Below are 17,330 nucleotides of genomic sequence, written 5' to 3'. Positions count from 1 at the left end.
TTTTACTTTTTATATTTACTCCAATTTATGCTCAAAAAAACGAACAATGGCTGCATGAATTATTAAATCCTTCGAAACGTTGGATTTTGATTAATAATAAAATTGATAAAAATGAGATAATTTTCACTTCGTACAGAAATAACAAACTCAAAGCAAATACTTTTGTGTTGAGCTTTCAAGCGGGAGGGAAAATTGAATATGATTATGAAACCAATTTTGCTTTCAAATCTAATACTCGTATTCAATATTTAGATGTTCTCACAGATGAATCTTCTTGGGCATTAGATTCAGCCAATCATCAAATTATATTAACTATAAAAGGGGGCTATTCAAGTCTTGAAGATTTTAAGTTTAAGCGAAACTATGCGGTTGAACGTCTCCAAGATGCTTTTATCTTGAGACAAATAAGTGAAGAATTTTATGATGATTTGAAACTGAAAGCAAAGTTAGAAAAGACTAAATTTGCTCAAGTTAAAAGAAAAGTAGCAATTGCTACAAAGAAACAAATTACAAGAGAGAAATATAAGACCGTTGAAGTAATTGAGAAAATTGATAGCGTTGTTCAAAAAGGGCCTAATGTACAGGCAGATTTAGCCATTCTACCGAAGATTGATGAATCACCTAATGCTAAAAACGAACTAAAGTTAGAAGTTAACACTCAAAACTTTGCGGAAAGCAAGCCGGTTGAAAATAAACTTACTCCCGTAATTGCTGTAGATTATGTAGCTCTAACAAAAGATTTATTAGATAAATCAAAACGATGGATGTTAGTGAAGAATAAAATTGAAAGGAATGATATTTTTCTAACCACCTATAATGAATCTAAATTGACGATTAATAATTTGATTATGAGTTTTGATTCGGAAGGGAAGATCGCTTATGATTATGAAAGTGATCCAAAAGTGAAGTTTTGTGCAGGGGTAGATTTTTTAGATATTGATACCGATGAAACTTCTTGGGAATATAATGCTGAAAAAAATATTGTAACTCTAACGTTGAAAGGTGGTTATGCAAGCTTGGATGACTTTAAGTTTAAACGTGAATATTGGGTTGAAGCGATTGAAGATGGATATATTTTAAGAAAACAAAAAGAAATTTATTTTACTGATTTTCGTAAACCCATTAAAAAAGAAAAAAAATTAAGCCACTAATTGAGTTTTGAGTGAAAAGTTCTGATGAGGGTCGCCTATTTGACTTTAAGTTGAAGCAATCCTTCACTATAGAATTATTCGGACATTCGCTCATTTACTCTTTCACTCATTATTTTAATGAAGTTTTCTCATTTTTTGTTTTTTGTATGTTTTACTTGGACTGCCTATAGCCAAGAAAAAACACCAATTATTCCTGCTCAAGGCAAATATAATGCGGAGCGAACCAAGAAGAATGATTTGATTCATACCAAACTTGAAATCAAGCCTAATTGGATGAAACAAACCCTCAAAGGTATAGCAACAATTACTTTCAAGCCTCATTTTTATGAACAAAATCTTCTTGAATTAGATGCCAAAGGTTTTGATATTCAGGAAGTTACGATGTACAATAAGGCCGTAAAATATGATTATGATGATCTTATTTTAAAAATTAATTTAGGTAAAACTTATACAAGAAAAGACACACTGACTGTTCAAATCAAGTATATTGCAAAGCCTAATGAGCTGCCTTTAGGAGGGAGCCAAGCCATCACTGCTGATAAAGGACTGTATTTTATTAATCCATTAGGAGAAGAAACTGACAAACCAAGACAGATTTGGACACAAGGAGAAACCGAAGCAAATTCATGTTGGTTTCCTACCATTGATTCACCAAATCAGAAAATGACACAGGAAATTTTTATCACTATTGATAACCAATTGGGCGGCAATGCTTCATTTCTCACACTTTCTAATGGCAAACTGATTTCTTCAAAACAAAATTCGGATGGTACACGCACAGATTATTGGAAACAAGATAAGCCTGCTTCGCCTTATTTAACAATGATTGCAGTAGGTGAATTTAAAAAAGTTGTTGATCCCAATTTTAAAGATTTTGAAGTTAGCTATTATGTTGAACCTAAATTTGAAAAGTATGCTCTGAATATTTTTGGAAGAACACCCGAAATGATTCGATATTTTGAGCAAATGCTTGGTGTAAAATTTCAGTGGGATAAGTATGCACAAATTGCGGTAAGAGATTATGTTTCAGGAGCAATGGAAAATACTACCGCTACTGTTCATGGTGATTTTATCCAAAAAGATTCGCACCAATTAGTTGATGATAATGATGACGGTGTAATTGCTCATGAATTGTTTCATCATTGGTTTGGCGATTTGGTTACGTGCGAATCTTGGTCAAATCTACCTCTTAATGAATCTTTTGCTGATTATGCAGAATATTTATGGATGACCAAAAAATATGGCAAAGATGAAGGTGATTTGGTAGCATATAATGCTCTGAATCAATATTTTGCAGAATCACAAGAAAAACAAGAACCTTTGATTCGTTACAGATACTTAGACAAGGAAGATATGTTTGATTCTCACTCTTATGCAAAAGGGGGAAGAATCCTACATTTACTGAGAAAGCAAGTAGGTGAGGAGGCTTTTTTTGAATCTCTGAAGCAATATTTGCAAAAAAATGCTTTCAGAAATACAGAAATTGATGAATTGAGAATTGCCTTTGAAAAAGTTACAGGAGAAGATTTACACTGGTTTTTTGATCAATGGTTTATGAAACCTGGACATCCAATCTTACAAGCATCCCATATTTTTGAAGATGGCATAATTAAATTAAGAATCAAGCAAATACAAGATACAACCTATTCACCTGTTTATCGTTTACCATTAAAAGTTGCCGTTTTAGCCGATAATCAAAAAGTTATACATGAAATTTTAGTTGATAAAGCTGAGCAAATATTTGAATTTGCAGCGAAATCTTCCCCAAAAATGGTACTTCTTGACCCAGAAAATATTTTAGTAGGAAAAATTGAACATCAAAAATCAAAAGAGGAGTTGATTGAACAATTTTATAATGCTGACCATATTGCAACTAAACTGAATGTTTTAGAAACGCTCACCTTTATACCCGAAGATGACACCACTTTCTATAATCCTCCTTCTGATAAAGCCATTAGAAAACTATTAATTGATGCCACAAAAGATAAATTTTGGAGGGTTCGTCAGTTTGCCGTTCAGAAGTTTTTTGATTACGATGGAGATGATTTCTTAGAAGTAGAACACGCTCTCCAATATTGTATTCAAAATGATGCACGTTCGTATGTGAGAGCAGATGCGATTTTGGCTGTCAAAGGTTTTCAAAACTCACAAAATGATAAACTTTTTCGTGAAGCATTGAAAGATTCGTCATATACCGTACAAGCAGCAGCTATTGAAGCGATTTTGGCGAGCCGCCCACCTGATGCAGTTGAATTAGCCTTAAAGTTTGATACTTCAACTAATCCTAATATTTTTGCCGCCGTCGCCAATTATTTTGCCGATGAAGCTTCTCCATCAAGATATGAATGGTTTGAAAACCATTTAAAAAATATGAAAGGAAGTGAACTTTATCAAGTTTTGGGTATATTTGGAACATATTTGGTGAAATCAAAACCTGATATTCAAGTGAGAAGTTTGCCTTTATTAACAAAGATTGCTACCAAAGACTCACAATGGTATGTACGATTTGCAGGAATTCAAACTTTAACTTTGATTGATGAAAATGTAGGGGTGAAAAAGATAATTAAAGATATTATTGCTGCTGAAAGAGATGTACGTTTGCAGAAAATATATAAGCAGTTTAAAGATTTGTAAGATAAAATTTGAAAAAATAACAAAAAACACCATCAATTAAAACCCTAATCTAAAATGAACACTACTGTTAGAATCAAATTAATGACCATGATGTTTCTGATGTTTTCCACTTGGGGAGCATGGTACGGACAAATGGGAAAGTATCTTTTTACCACACTTCACGCCACAGGTGATCAAATCGGGAATGCCTATGCAACATTTTCAATCGCTTCAATTGTAGCTCCATTTTTTATGGGAATGGTTGCCGATCGCTTTTTTTCAGCTCAAAAAGTAATGGGTGTTTTGAATATTTTAGGAGCTATCATTCTTTATTTTTTGATTCAAAACCAAGACCCAGATACTTTTTTCTGGTATATTTTGGCATATACGCTCACTTTTGCTCCAAATTTAGCATTGTCAAGCTCAATTGCAATGAATCAAATGAAAAATCCTGAAAAGGAGTTCCCGACGATTCGTGTGGTAGGAACAGTGGCTTGGATTGTGATTACCAATATTGTCGGTTTTTATGAAGTGGGTGATAAGGTTACAATTTTTCAGATAGCAATGTTTACTTCAATTGCTTGGGCTGTTTTTGCATTCACATTGCCTGATACTCCACCAAAAGCAACGCAATCTACTTCTTTTGGTCAGATTTTAGGGACTGATGCCTTTGTATTATTTAAAGACAAATCGTTTTTAGTTTTCTTTATTTGTTCGATCTTGGTTTGTATTCCTTTATCCTTTTATTACGCTCATGCAAATTTATCATTAACTGAATCGCACATGAGCAATGTTGAAAATAAGATGTCGCTTGGGCAAGTTTCTGAGGTAGTTTTTATGCTTTTGATTCCTTTTGCTTTGAGTAAATTTGGTATTAAAAAGATGCTTATTGTTGGGCTTATTGCGTGGATTGTGCGTTTTGTATGTTTTGGGTATGGTGATGGTATTTCGTCAGAATGGATGCTATATCTTGCCATTGTTCTTCATGGTGTATGTTATGATTTCTTCTTTGTTACTGGACAAATTTATACAGATAATAAAGCAGGCGAAAAAATCAAAAACTCAGCACAAGGTCTTATCACTTTCGCCACTTATGGGGTCGGAATGGGTATTGGATCGGTTTTATCAGGAAAAGTCTTAGACAAATATACAACCAAAATAGGGGAGGTTTCAACTCATGATTGGACTTCTGTTTGGATGGTTCCAGCGGCAATTTCGGGAGTTGTATTGTTGATATTTATCTTGGTTTTTAAAGATAATACAAGAGTCAAAGCTTAAAAATTATCATGATTAATTATAAATTGTTAATTATCAATTTGTGCTATAAAAATTTTGTAAGTAATTGATTATCAATTTCTTATCAAGAATATAGTTATAGAATAAATAATTGATAATTAACAATTTATAATTGATCATTATCATGACCTATCTACACTTTTTCTATACGATTTGCCATATTTTTTCTTCATTTCGGCATCGTGGTTTCTTCTTACATTAACCTTTTTGTTTTTCTCAGATTTTTCATGGAAAGCAGGTCCAAAAGTTTCCTTTTTAGGAATTTTTACGACAATGTCTTTCATTACTACCTTTGGCTTTTCATCTTCCGTAAGTTCGTCTGAAATCTCAAGGTTTTTGGGTAATTTTTTCATCGGAATTTTATAATTCATTAAATTCTCGATATTTGCCTTTTGCTCTTCGTCTTTCTTTGTAATAAAAGTAATCGCAATGCCTTTTTTATCAACCCTGCCTGTACGACCAATGCGGTGAATGTAATTTTCTGGCACTTCTGGCATATCAAAATTGATAACATGAGAAACCTCTGCTACATCCAACCCTCTTGCAATAATATCAGTTGCTATCAAAATACGAATTTCTCCACTTTGAAATTCTTTTACCGTATTAAATCTATTATTTTGAGCTTTATTGGAGTGAATTACACCAATTTCATTCGGAAATTTCTTGTCTAATTGTTGAAACAAATCATCTGCCAATTTCTTGGTTGCAGTAAATACCAAAACTTTATTCATCTCAGGATTTTGAATGAATAAAAGTTCTAAAAAATTAATTTTTGTGTAAAAATTAGGTAAAATATATGCAGTTTGTGCAATATTTTCGAGTGGGCTTCCCGCCGGAGCAGCTTCAATTCTGACAGGATTATTAAAATAAGTATCAATCAATAATTCAACATCTTCGGTCAATGTTGCTGAGAACATTAAGTTTTGTCTTTTAAGGGGAAGTAAATCCAAAACTACTTTTAATTGAGCTCGAAAACCAAGATTGAGCATCTCATCGACTTCATCAATGATCAATTTTTTGATATTTTTTGTCTTAATTACGCCATTAGTCATCAAATCTACTAAACGACCTGGTGTTGCTACCAAAACATCAACACCTTGGGCAAGTTCAGCAATTTGAGGTTTCATATTGACTCCACCATAAACACCAACAACCGAAAGTGTCATGTATGTGCTTAACTTTTTGACTGATTCTACGACCTGAACAACTAATTCACGAGTAGGAACAATGATTAAAATTTGGGGCAAACGAACTGCATTTCGCTTATCTTTAGGAAATTCATATTGTCGTAAAGCAGGAAGTAAATAAGCGTAAGTTTTTCCAGTACCTGTTTGGGCAATTCCACACACATCTTTGCCCGACATCACTACTGAAAACACCTTTTGCTGAATTGTCGTTGGGTTTGTATAACCCAAGTCATTCAAGGCATTTAAGAGTGATTTATTGAGGTTTAATTCATCAAAAGTCATATCCCTGTATATTAAAATAAACAGCAAAGGTACGCTTTTTTTACCAATCGACTTTTGATTCAATCATTTATTGTTGATTTCTGGTAATTAGAATTACTCTCTAAATTTTAATGCTTCAACAACTTTCATTCTGGAAACCACAAAAGTTGGGATAGTGATTACAGCCAATACCAATAATATTGTAATGAAGTTTATCAATAAAATGATGCCCCAATTAAAATCAATCGGTACATAATTCATATAATAACTTTCAGCTTCCAATGGGATCACACGGTAAAAGAATTGGATGCCACAAAGCCCAAGTCCAATCATGTTTCCTATAAAAATTCCTTTTAAAATAATTGTTAAACCATTGAATATAAATATCTTACGAATTTTAGCATCGTCTGAGCCTAAAGCTTTTAGTAAGCCTATCATCGGCGTTCGTTCCATCATCATCACCAGTAAGACCGAAATCATATTGAAACTTGCCACAACCAAAATTAAAGCTAAAATAACAATGATATTTCTATCCATGAGGTTGAGCCAATCGAAAATGGCAGGGAACATTTCAGTTACTTTCAAAACTTGCATATCTTGATCGATTTCATCAAAAACTTGTTTAGCAGTGGAGTTTAATTCATCAAAATCATTTAGAAATATCTCATAATGTCCAGCTGTTTGATTATCCCATTCATTCATTTTCTGAATTAATGATAAATCTCCTAAAATAAAATTTTTGTCAAATTCTTCTAATCCAGTATCATAAATACCTACTACTTTTACCTTTCTAATGCGAGGTGGATTTTGTATAAAATAAACTAAAACTTCATCCGAAAGCTTGATTTTAAGTTGCGTTGCAATTTTTCGACTGATAATTATTTCACTTGAATATGTAGAATCCTGAAAATTTATCCTTCTTCCTTCAACTAAATTTTCTGAGAAATTTTGCCAATCATAGTCTCTTCCTACGCCTTTGATGACAATTCCAGCCAATTCTTCGGTCGATTTTAGCATACCAGCTTTATTGGCAACAGCCTGCACATGCCTGATTTGTGAGTTTTTTCTGTAATTTTGATAAAATTTTGTATTTATTGGCATTGGAGTTTCCTCAAACGACTGATTCAATGTAATTTTGCTGACTTGAATGTGCGAACTAAGGCTAAAAAGTTTTTCCTTAATAGTACGTTTGAAGCCAATTAAAATACTAAACGACAAAATCATGATTGCCAAACCTATAGCGATACTTGCCACCCCGATTTTAGTAACAGTGGAAGTAAAAGAAGTAGATTTAGTGTTTTGAATCCGTTGAGCTATAAAACGAGGTAAATTCATTTGCTGATTGATATTGAAAGCTAATTGTTTTTACAAAACTATCATTTTTTAGATTCACATAAGCTAAATTATAGAAAAATACTGGTCAGACTCAGATAATATGAATATAAAAATAAAACGATTTCTCTTCAAAATCTCCTTATTATTTCTTTTGACTTGGGGTATCATTGAGGTGCTATACGACTTCAATCCTTATCAAAAATATGACCTTGAAAACTCTTATACCGCTGCAATTATTGATAAATATGCTCGTCTTCAAAGCTTGAAATCACCAAAAATTGTTATGATTGCTGGGTCAAATTTTGCTTATGGAATCAATAGTAAAATGATTGAAGATTCCTTGCAGCATCCAGTTGTAAATATGTCAATGCACTACGATTATGGCACTGACTTTATGCTTCAACAAATTGCACCCGAATTGCACAAGGGTGACACTGTAATTATGGGCTTTGAATATATCATTTCGAGTGAAGGAAATTTTAAGGAAAAAATCTTAATGGCTAATTTTTTTCCTAAAGCAAAAGAATGGTTTTCATATAGAATAGATGATGAAAAATTGAAAGAAAATAGCCTTTTTTTAGAAACTTTCCCACAAGCAATAAGTGTGGTGTCTGCCGTAAATACATTAATCAAATATATTGGCGAAAATGCCCAAGTGAGGGTTTCATCATTTAGACTTACACTTGAAAGACTATTTAAACATAAATCTAACGAAGCAAGTATTGATGATATCGACAATATTTTCTTTAGAAAAGCAATCAATCAATATGGTGATTTGATAAGTCACTTTAACAATCCTATCATCAATCCTATTCCACGAGCAATCATTAATGATAAGGTAAGTTTCAAGAAACCGATTGCCGATATGAATGATTTCTATGAAAAAATGCAAAAAATGGGGGTGAAGGTATGTTATGTATATCCATCGTATGCAGCTTCATCCTATCAATTTGACAAGGAAATTATTAATAAATTGCAAGGAGAATTGGAAAATAAAGCTCATTTTCCAATTTTGGGTAAACCTGAAGATTTTGTTTATCCAGATAGCTTATGTCAAGATATGACTTATCATTTAAATGTAAAAGGTCGAGATGTTCGCACTCAAAATCTCATAAGATTTCTAAAAAAATTATAACTTGATTCATTTGGATAGATAAATAATTGATGATCAGTTGTTTATATTTTTTTTGTCCAATAACCAATTTTCAGTAAAATCTATGCTTTTTAATTCAATAGAATTTGTCATATTCTTTCCAATTGTTACACTCGTTTACTTTGTTTTGAAACACAAGCATCGTTGGTGGTGGTTATTGGTAGCAAGTTGTGTTTTTTATATGGCTTTTAGACCTGAATATTTACTAATTCTGGGCTTCACTATTGTTGTTGATTATTATGCAGGATTACTGATTGAAAAGTCAGAAGGTAGGCAGAGAAAATGGTATTTGATTATGAGTTTGGTTGCTAATATTGGCGTTTTGGCATTCTTTAAATATACTAATTTTGCTATTTTTGCTTTAGCTCAAGCCAATATAGCTCATTATAAATTGTTAGATTTTGTACTACCCATAGGTTTGTCTTTTCACACTTTTCAAGCCATGAGTTATACGATTGAAGTGTATCGTGGTAATCAAAAAGCCGAACGACATTTTGGCTTATATGCCCTTTATGTGATGTTTTATCCGCAGTTGGTGGCTGGGCCAATCGAAAGACCACAAAACGTATTACCACAGTTTTATGAAGTAAAAGTGTTTGATTATCAACGAGTTGTGAGTGGATTGCAACTGATTGGTTGGGGACTTTTTAAAAAAGTAGTGATTGCCGATCGTTTGGCAATTTTTGTCAATCAAGTTTATGATAGCCCAACCCAGCACCAAGGACTACCAATTATAGTAGCAACAATTTTCTTTTCTTTTCAAATTTTTTGTGATTTTTCTGGTTATTCAGATATTGCTCTTGGAACGGCTGAAGTAATGGGTTTTAAGTTAATGAAAAACTTCGATCGACCTTACTTTTCGAAAAGCATTTCAGAGTTTTGGCGGAGATGGCATATTTCACTTTCTACATGGTTTCGAGATTATTTATACATTCCCTTGGGTGGAAATCGAGTAAATGTTTACCGAAGATATTTTAATTTGTTTTTTGTTTTTACCATGAGTGGCCTTTGGCATGGAGCAAATTGGAATTTTATTATTTGGGGAGCTTTGCATGGCATTTATTTAATAGGAGCGATTTTGACTCAAAAACCAAGAGATTATATCAATAAAATTACTGGAATTAATAAAATCCCCTTTTTATTTAAGACAATTCAAGCTTCGATTACATTTGCATTAGTTGCTTTTGCTTGGATCTTTTTTAGAGGTAATTACCTTGAAATGAGCCAATGTTGGCATTTAATTACCCATTTATTTACCAATTTACCTACCATTGCTGAATTATTTAAGTTTGATTATGTATCAAAAAATGTATTTCTTAATCAAACTTTATTTGAGTTTTGTATTGCGATAGCTCTTATCATCTTGATGGAAATAATTCACTATATTCAGCGAGATAAAAGTATGAGAAGAATTATTGCCAGCCAACCACTAATCCTTCGTTGGGGAATCTATGTGGTATTTATTATGCTTTTCTTTCTTTTGGGAGTGTTTGATAAACCTGCACAATTTATATATTTCCAGTTTTAAAATCAAATAATCTTGTTTCTACAAAATTGCTATTAGGGGATGATTTGAGTCCCTTGATTTACTATTTCTTCCTTTGAATATTATTCAATCGTTTTTTTAGGTTATGATGTTTAATACTTTTCTTTAATCAACTGAAGAATGTATTTTTTTTCTTAAGTAATTGATTATCAGTTATATATGGGGATTTATCATATAAATTCTTCTAAAATATACTTGCCTTTATAGTAGTCTTCAAGCTTCTTTTATACCTAGTAAATTCACTAAATTTAAAAGAAGCTATCATTTACCCTTAACATGCTTTTAAGTTAATATTTAATCTTTGTACAAGTTATAAAGATTATTTTTCACTTAAACATTTAAGGTCATGAAAACTCAATTAAGTTTTGACGCAGTTTTATCTAAGGCTATTTTATTTAAATCATGGATTTTTACCTTGATTTTTTATTGCTTATTATTAATTCGAACCTATGGGCAAATTGTTTCCGGAAATTGTTATCAATTTATGGTTAATAATAGCTACTTAGATTATAATCCAAATACTGACGTACAATATGTTTATGGTCGTGCAACAGTAGCAGATATTAAGACCAGCACATTCAAAGTTGAAAATGCTCCAGTCCCCAACAACTCATTCTTCACTATTAAAACTTATGACGGGAAATATTTAAGCAAAGAAGCACTTACCAACAAAATACTATTGAAAAGTAGCTTCGATGACCCTGATAATCAAGTATTTCAAATAAAAGTTGAATCAAATGGGCTTTTTATTTATACAAAGAACTCGCCCTTTGGTGCAAGTGCCATGCAATGGAAAAATAATGAAAAAGCTTATATTTTAGGAACCCAGGGGTCAATTATCGCTCGTTATTTTTCAGTGACATGTATTGCAAATAATACTGATGGAAATAGTGGTACTGCAAATCCTTCCTCGTGGCCAACTGCCAAAATAGGAACAGATAATATTATTAATCCAAACAAGGGAGGGGTGATTATTGGTACAGGAATTTCTTCAGCACCATTGGGCTACAAGTTATTCGTTGAAGATGGAATTTTAACTGAACAGATTGTTGTAACGCCCAAAACTTCAGTCAACTGGGCAGACTTCGTTTTTGATAAAAATTACCAACTAAAAAGCATTCCGAATCTTAAACGCTATATCAGTAAATACAAACATTTACCAGACATGCCCACTTCAAATGAGGTGATTGATAAGGGTATCAATTTAGGAGAAATTGCTGCAAAACACCTTCAAAAAATTGAAGAATTAACACTCTACATCATTCAACATGAAGAGAGGATCAACCAATTATCTTCCAAAATAAAACACTTAGAAAAGAAACAAAATCATGAAACCTGTGCAAATAATTAAAAATTATGGGTAGAAATCGCAATCAAACACACCATTTACTGAGAACGAGTTTAGCTTAATTTTTTATCAAAATCTCAATATAATTATAGCCATGAAAACTTTTAGCCTTTATCCATCACGATTAGTTTATATTTTGTGTATTTTGTTTTTAGGTCAATTGGCCGATGCTCAAATCGAAAAAAGATATGTCGATAAAAATGGCAATCCATCATTTATTGAATTCAAGGATGCTGAAAATGTATCAAATACTGATAATTTATCAAAAAATATTCAAGATGATTTGAACATTTTACAAAACAAACTTCAACCAAATGCTTATATTCAATTTAAACTAATCAACCAAGAAGCCGACGAATTAGGTTTTCGTCATCGGAAATATCAACAATATTTTAAAGATATTAAGGTAGAATTTAGTACTTATACTGTTCATACAAAAGCTGATAATGTAACTGTCATAAATGGAAAATATACACCGATAGAGCTAAATACAAGCACTACTCCGAATATAAATAACACTAATGCCTTGGAATTTGCTCTTAATTATTTAACTATTTATCAAGGATTGGAGCGTAATTCGATTATCTCATCAAACTTTATACGTAAAGATTTAGTAGGTGAATTAGTATTTATTCAGATCAATAGCGAACCACATTTAGCCTATAAATTCAATATTTTTTCTTCAAAACCATTACAACGAAATTTAGTTTTTGTAGATGCAAATAATGGGAATATTTTGTTTTCTAATGCAATTTTACATGATTGTTTTTCAAAAAATAGCACAAAGACTAAATACCAATTTGATAAAAAAGTAAAGATTGAGGCAAAAGATATTGAAAAAAATATTAAGGTAGTAGCACAAACAAATGCTTCACTACCAACTCGTTATGCTGGCAATCAAACAAGTATAATTGATTTAACTTACAACACAAACACATACCGATTGCGTGATTATAGCAGAGGAAAGGGAATAGAAACGTTTAATGTGGGGAATCTAACAAGTGGAGATGTTAATTTTAATATTGCAAATGCCACTGATTTTACTAGTACGGATAATAATTGGACAACAAAAGTAAATAAGAATAAAGATAATGCTGCATTTGATGTTCATATTGGTACTCAAAATACCTATGATTTTTTTAAAAATATCTTTAACCGCAATAGCATCGATGGAAATGGTTATAAACTTAGGAGTTATGTGCATTATTTGAAAGGTTTAGGTGAAAACTATGTTAATGCTTTTTGGTCTGGAGAGGAGATGTTTTATGGTGATGGTGACAATATTAACTATGACCCGCTTGTTTCACAAGATGTAGTTTCACATGAATTAGGACATGGATTTTGTCAAAATTCTGCTAATTTAATCTATGAAGGAGAATCAGGAGCTTTAAATGAAGCATTAAGTGATATTTGGGGAGCGACAATTGAATATTTTTATTATCCAAATAAAAAAACTTGGCTTATTGGTGAAGATTTTGATTTAGGCAGTCATACTGGTTTTAGAAATATGGCCACCCCTAACGCCAAAGGAAATCCTGATACTTATAGAGGAAAGTATTGGAATTGGAATATGGTGTATGATCATGGAGGTGTTCATCTCAATAGCGGTGTGATTAATCATTGGTACTATTTGGTTTCACAAGGAGGGAATGGAACAAATGATTTTGGTGTAAGTTATGCCATAACTGGCATTGGAATAATGAGTGCTGCCAAAATAGTATATCGTACAGAAACCCAATATTTGAGTGCTCAAAGTGAATTTTTGGATTTTAGAATTGCTGCTATCAAAGCTACAGAAGAAATTTATGGTGCTAATTCTAAAGAGCTTGCAACAGTGAAAAATGCTTTTGCTGCAGTGGGGATAAGCAATCCCTTATTACCTGCTCAACTAGCAACTTCTCCAACACCTTGCTCAACGCCAGTAGGGCAAATGGTTTGTGGTATCGCTATGACGGCTGATAATAATTATTCAGGCTTTTATGCCGCATCGGGAATTATCTCAAACTCCTCGAATAAACTTTTTTTATCTACTTGTAATTTTAATTTCACTGGCGATTTATATGTTGGTTTAATGCAAGTTAAGCCAAATTCAAGTCTAATCTTAGAAGCTGGAAAAGTAATAAAAATTGAATCATCTGTTCGTAAAAATGGAGGAATAGGTGGATTAAGAGTTCCTTATGGTAGTACTTTCAAAGCATATATTTGCAGTTCCAACAATAATAAATTGGCAATTGAGCAAGATAATGTCGCCGCAAATGAAGACCAAATACAAGCTACAAAAGAAGAGATAACTATAATAAATGAAAAAAAAGAATTAAAAATTCAAAATGTAAGTATCAATGCTTATCCAAATCCAGTTTCCTCAATGATAAATGTTGAATTTGAGCTAAAAGAATCAACCAAGATGAGTTTGCTTTTATCAGATATGAAAGGTAGAAAGCCACTTATGTACATTATTGATGAATCTGAGAAAGAGTCAGGCGTTTATAATATTACGGTTGATTGTAGTTCGTTCCAAGAAGGAGTTTATCTACTTGTGTTAAATAGCGATAAAGGAAATTTCTCTCAAAAAATTGTTGTAAGTAGATAAGAAAATGAAGATAGAAGTAGGCTTCTATCTTCAGATTTTAGATATTTTTAAAGTCCAACTTTTGGTAGAGAAAGCTCTTGACTTATTGCACATCAACAATGATTCGTTCATATCGAGTAAGAGAAGGAATACCATTGTCAGTAACGGCCAAAATAATGTGAATAGTGCCTAATCGAGTGCTTTGGGGAACTCTAAACCATGCTTTTTCTTTGTCTGCATCTTCGATTTTTAGTGGATTTCCCGTACGTGCAGTAGAGATAGAAAAAGTACCAACTTCAGGATAGTAAAACCACTTGTAAGAAAGTATGTTTCCATCTGGGTCTGTTGAACCTTCGGCACTCAAATTAATTTTATCTCCCACTTTGGCTTTGATGTATTTTTCATTATTAATTTTAACAAAAGGAGGGTGGTTTGCCTCTTTGTAAGGTTTAATAGTCCAGTCCATTCGGGCTTCAAAATCATTCTGAAAGGCATCACGCCAACGCCAGATAGTCGCTTTATTGCTTGTGTGCCAACTACTGTCGACACCAAAGACTTCATCTTCGGCGTTGGTATAAAGAGGGCGAGTTTCTGGTTCTAAAAACCATTTTTCGGTGCGTGGTTGATAAAATTCGTATCTACCACCCCAGCTTCCCCAGTTTGGATGCTCAGAATTTCCAAGACCATTATTAATTAAATACATAAAACTTGGAGAGTCTCCTTCCATTAAAAATGTAGCAAAAGGATATTGTTTGCCTAAAGGGCCTTTAGACCGAATATGTTTATCGAGCCAAGTGTTAGTGACAGTTGAAAAGTTACCACCAGCAAAACGACCATGAAATTTGTCACCACTGATGCCTGTCCAAGTAGCATAGTGGTAACCACCCAGAGCATGAAAGCCTGGACTGGCAATATAAAATAATTCTGGAAAAGTCTTTCTGAGCCACGGGCCACTATCATCTTGGTCAGAAATGGTATAAACTCTTAGTTTTGCAACAAACTTTTCTATTTCTTTGGCATTTCTGGTATTTTTTACTTTCCATAATGCTTGGGCAAGGCAATTGGGCCCTCCCCAAACTAATACCCAAACAGGACGAGAATCGGCTCGGTCAACTGATTTTATGATCAGCTCTGAACCGTCAGAATCCATACCATTACCAACTGCCTGCATGCCATAGTTGGGTCGTCCATCTTTTATGAGTGAAAGAAGTTTTTCAGCACTTTGGTAGCCTTCTTCGTGAAGTGAAAGATTGGGTTGCACTTTTCCATAGGCTTCAACAATTTCTTTGAGCCTCCACGAAGCTACTTTATTTTTTTGGTGAATGGATGTAGTGGCAATGAGTCCTTCTATATCAAATTGATTGGAGTAAGTAAGAAAACGTACCGTTGACATGGCATCATCGGGTTCGTTTTCAATATCTGTCAAAACGATTACTCTTGGTTTTGTACTTTGCCCAATAACTTTTTCAACAAAAAATTGACAAAGAGCTAAGATGATAAATATTTTAAAAATTTTCATGGAAAAAAGATAAGGTTGAGTTTTATAAAAAAAATGAGATTATTCTAAACTTTTCCACCGTTTTGCCCAGTCGCTCAGATATTCTTTTCTGAACTTTGAAATTGTTTTGGCTCCTTGCTGTCCATCAAGAAAATATTCGGAATTTGATAAATCGGTGTACCAATTTTTACCAACTTTAAAATCATCTTTGTTGTGCATACCTGGCCAAGGTGAAGTACTGGTGTATTCGCCTTTTTGCCCGTCTAAATCTTTGATTTTACTATGAGTGATGTATGAACCTACTTCTGGCTTTTTTGAAGAATAACGAACGCCATATATACCTTTTCCAAGATAATACCCTGGCCATTCCTGTTTTTGTATTTCAAAAGTAAAACAAGCAGAATCGGACGGAATCTTAATATTGGGGCCTTTAAACCTCCATTCCACTAAACCATAAGCAGGGAAATTATCATCTTTTGTGGTGTTTCTTTCAAAAATATACCTTGAACTGTAAGCAATGGGGATGTATTGCCCACCCCAACTTTCACCCTTTGGATTGTCGGGGTTTCCTTTCATCAAATATGCTAATGAAGGTGTATCACCCATTTTTATATGACCTTTGTAATATTTGATAAAGTCTTTTCCCATTTCTCCATGTCCTTTGATGAAGTTTTCATAATATGCACCTTCGTGCATGTTGGCAGGGGCATTTTCTTCTTCCATAAACCAACCTCGATACGTGGCATTAGACTCTATTATCCAAAGGTTTGGGTGATGTTCGACTATATAAGAATAGGCATTAATGCTCCATTTTTTATTTGGGCCACCAATCCAAAACACCCTTATTTTATTCTCAATTTCAGGAGCATCGTGCAAGGCTTGAGCCAAATCTTCTATTCCACCCCAAACCAATACCCATAGCACTTGATTCGACTTCTTTTTTGCACATTTGATAATCCACTCAGAGCCTTCAGATGATTTTCGAAATCCTTGATACGGGGCAGAATCTATCTCACCTTGCTTACAAACTGCTCGCAAAGCTTGGGGGCTTGATAATTTAGCATTATATTTTTTCAATTTTATAAAATCTTTTTCGTACAAATCAATCATATCTAATAGGTCTTTTTTTCTACCTTTTCCGAAAGGTGAAGAAATCAAGCCTTCAACTTGAAACAAGTCGGAATACATCATCAAATGAATCATTGACTGATTATCATCTGGGTCAGTGCCACCAATGTCTGTACTAATCAGTATTCTTGGTTTTTCTCTTTTTTGTGCAAAAACCAATGCCTCTGATAGTAGAAAAAGGATTAAAACACCTAAAAAAACGAAATTTTTAATTATCATTTTAGACATGTTTTTCTAAGATAGAA

The 17,330-nt window shown here is 33.0% G+C and carries 11 protein-coding genes; 7 read left to right on the top strand and 4 right to left on the bottom strand.

What is annotated here, in order from left to right; translation table 11 throughout:
* Nucleotides 1-86 precede the first annotated feature (86 nt).
* The 3 genes from ACQUQZ_RS12950 to ACQUQZ_RS12940 all read left to right on the top strand — a co-directional run bounded on the left by ACQUQZ_RS12950 (nt 87) and on the right by ACQUQZ_RS12940 (nt 5,042).
* On the top strand, nt 87-1,151 hold the full coding sequence (locus ACQUQZ_RS12950; RefSeq protein WP_435355415.1) for a hypothetical protein: 1,065 nt from the start codon (nt 87-89) through the stop codon (nt 1,149-1,151).
* Between the two features lie 117 nt (nt 1,152-1,268).
* Entirely contained in the window at nt 1,269-3,785 is a 2,517-nt protein-coding gene (locus ACQUQZ_RS12945) for a M1 family aminopeptidase (RefSeq protein ID WP_435355414.1), read from the top strand.
* Between the two features lie 54 nt (nt 3,786-3,839).
* Entirely contained in the window at nt 3,840-5,042 is a 1,203-nt protein-coding gene (locus ACQUQZ_RS12940; protein ID WP_435355413.1) for a nucleoside permease, read from the top strand.
* A 140-nt stretch (nt 5,043-5,182) separates the two neighbouring features.
* Here the strand turns inward: ACQUQZ_RS12940 and ACQUQZ_RS12935 are convergent, their stop codons facing one another.
* Together ACQUQZ_RS12935 and ACQUQZ_RS12930 are read right to left on the bottom strand one after the other, a co-directional pair.
* Nucleotides 5,183-6,529, bottom strand: coding sequence for a DEAD/DEAH box helicase (locus ACQUQZ_RS12935; RefSeq protein ID WP_435355412.1), 1,347 nt, complete (start codon nt 6,527-6,529; stop codon nt 5,183-5,185).
* 93 nt (nt 6,530-6,622) lie between these two features.
* Nucleotides 6,623-7,843 carry an ABC transporter permease gene (locus ACQUQZ_RS12930; protein WP_435355411.1) on the bottom strand — a complete coding sequence of 407 codons (1,221 nt, stop codon included), beginning with the start codon at nt 7,841-7,843 and terminating at the stop codon, nt 6,623-6,625.
* A 100-nt stretch (nt 7,844-7,943) separates the two neighbouring features.
* Here ACQUQZ_RS12930 and ACQUQZ_RS12925 point away from each other — a divergent pair, with 100 nt between their 5' ends.
* From ACQUQZ_RS12925 to ACQUQZ_RS12910, 4 genes are all read left to right on the top strand, one after another.
* Complete coding sequence (locus ACQUQZ_RS12925; RefSeq protein WP_435355410.1) at nt 7,944-8,978, top strand: hypothetical protein; 1,035 nt, start codon at nt 7,944-7,946, stop codon at nt 8,976-8,978.
* 82 nt (nt 8,979-9,060) lie between these two features.
* On the top strand, nt 9,061-10,524 hold the full coding sequence (locus ACQUQZ_RS12920) for an MBOAT family O-acyltransferase (protein ID WP_435355409.1): 1,464 nt from the start codon (nt 9,061-9,063) through the stop codon (nt 10,522-10,524).
* A 364-nt stretch (nt 10,525-10,888) separates the two neighbouring features.
* Nucleotides 10,889-11,893 carry a hypothetical protein gene (locus ACQUQZ_RS12915; RefSeq protein ID WP_435355408.1) on the top strand — a complete coding sequence of 335 codons (1,005 nt, stop codon included), beginning with the start codon at nt 10,889-10,891 and terminating at the stop codon, nt 11,891-11,893.
* A gap of 91 nt (nt 11,894-11,984) precedes the next feature.
* Nucleotides 11,985-14,480, top strand: coding sequence for a M4 family metallopeptidase (locus ACQUQZ_RS12910; RefSeq protein WP_435355407.1), 2,496 nt, complete (start codon nt 11,985-11,987; stop codon nt 14,478-14,480).
* An 82-nt stretch (nt 14,481-14,562) separates the two neighbouring features.
* Here the strand turns inward: ACQUQZ_RS12910 and ACQUQZ_RS12905 are convergent, their stop codons facing one another.
* Both ACQUQZ_RS12905 and ACQUQZ_RS12900 read right to left on the bottom strand, forming a co-directional pair.
* Entirely contained in the window at nt 14,563-15,978 is a 1,416-nt protein-coding gene (locus ACQUQZ_RS12905) for a nucleoside hydrolase-like domain-containing protein (RefSeq protein WP_435355406.1), read from the bottom strand.
* Nucleotides 15,979-16,017: 39 nt separating this feature from the next.
* Nucleotides 16,018-17,304: a nucleoside hydrolase-like domain-containing protein gene (locus tag ACQUQZ_RS12900; protein WP_435355405.1), complete on the bottom strand. Its 1,287-nt coding sequence runs from the start codon at nt 17,302-17,304 to the stop codon at nt 16,018-16,020.
* Nucleotides 17,305-17,330 lie beyond the last annotated feature (26 nt).

The sequence above is a fragment of the Emticicia sp. SJ17W-69 genome, assembly GCF_051209875.1.
Taxonomy (GTDB): Bacteria; Bacteroidota; Bacteroidia; order Cytophagales; family Spirosomataceae; genus Emticicia.
Note: the sequence above shows the minus strand (reverse complement) of the source record. Positions and strands in the feature narration are given on the sequence as shown.

Coding starts and splice junctions, on each gene's coding strand:
- ACQUQZ_RS12935 (WP_435355412.1), bottom strand. CDS start 6,529: ATGACTTTTGATGAATTAAACCTCAATAAATCACTCTTAAATGCCTTG.
- ACQUQZ_RS12925 (WP_435355410.1), top strand. CDS start 7,944: ATGAATATAAAAATAAAACGATTTCTCTTCAAAATCTCCTTATTATTT.
- ACQUQZ_RS12910 (WP_435355407.1), top strand. CDS start 11,985: ATGAAAACTTTTAGCCTTTATCCATCACGATTAGTTTATATTTTGTGT.
- ACQUQZ_RS12940 (WP_435355413.1), top strand. CDS start 3,840: ATGAACACTACTGTTAGAATCAAATTAATGACCATGATGTTTCTGATG.
- ACQUQZ_RS12930 (WP_435355411.1), bottom strand. CDS start 7,843: ATGAATTTACCTCGTTTTATAGCTCAACGGATTCAAAACACTAAATCT.
- ACQUQZ_RS12920 (WP_435355409.1), top strand. CDS start 9,061: ATGCTTTTTAATTCAATAGAATTTGTCATATTCTTTCCAATTGTTACA.
- ACQUQZ_RS12900 (WP_435355405.1), bottom strand. CDS start 17,304: ATGATAATTAAAAATTTCGTTTTTTTAGGTGTTTTAATCCTTTTTCTA.
- ACQUQZ_RS12945 (WP_435355414.1), top strand. CDS start 1,269: ATGAAGTTTTCTCATTTTTTGTTTTTTGTATGTTTTACTTGGACTGCC.
- ACQUQZ_RS12915 (WP_435355408.1), top strand. CDS start 10,889: ATGAAAACTCAATTAAGTTTTGACGCAGTTTTATCTAAGGCTATTTTA.
- ACQUQZ_RS12905 (WP_435355406.1), bottom strand. CDS start 15,978: ATGAAAATTTTTAAAATATTTATCATCTTAGCTCTTTGTCAATTTTTT.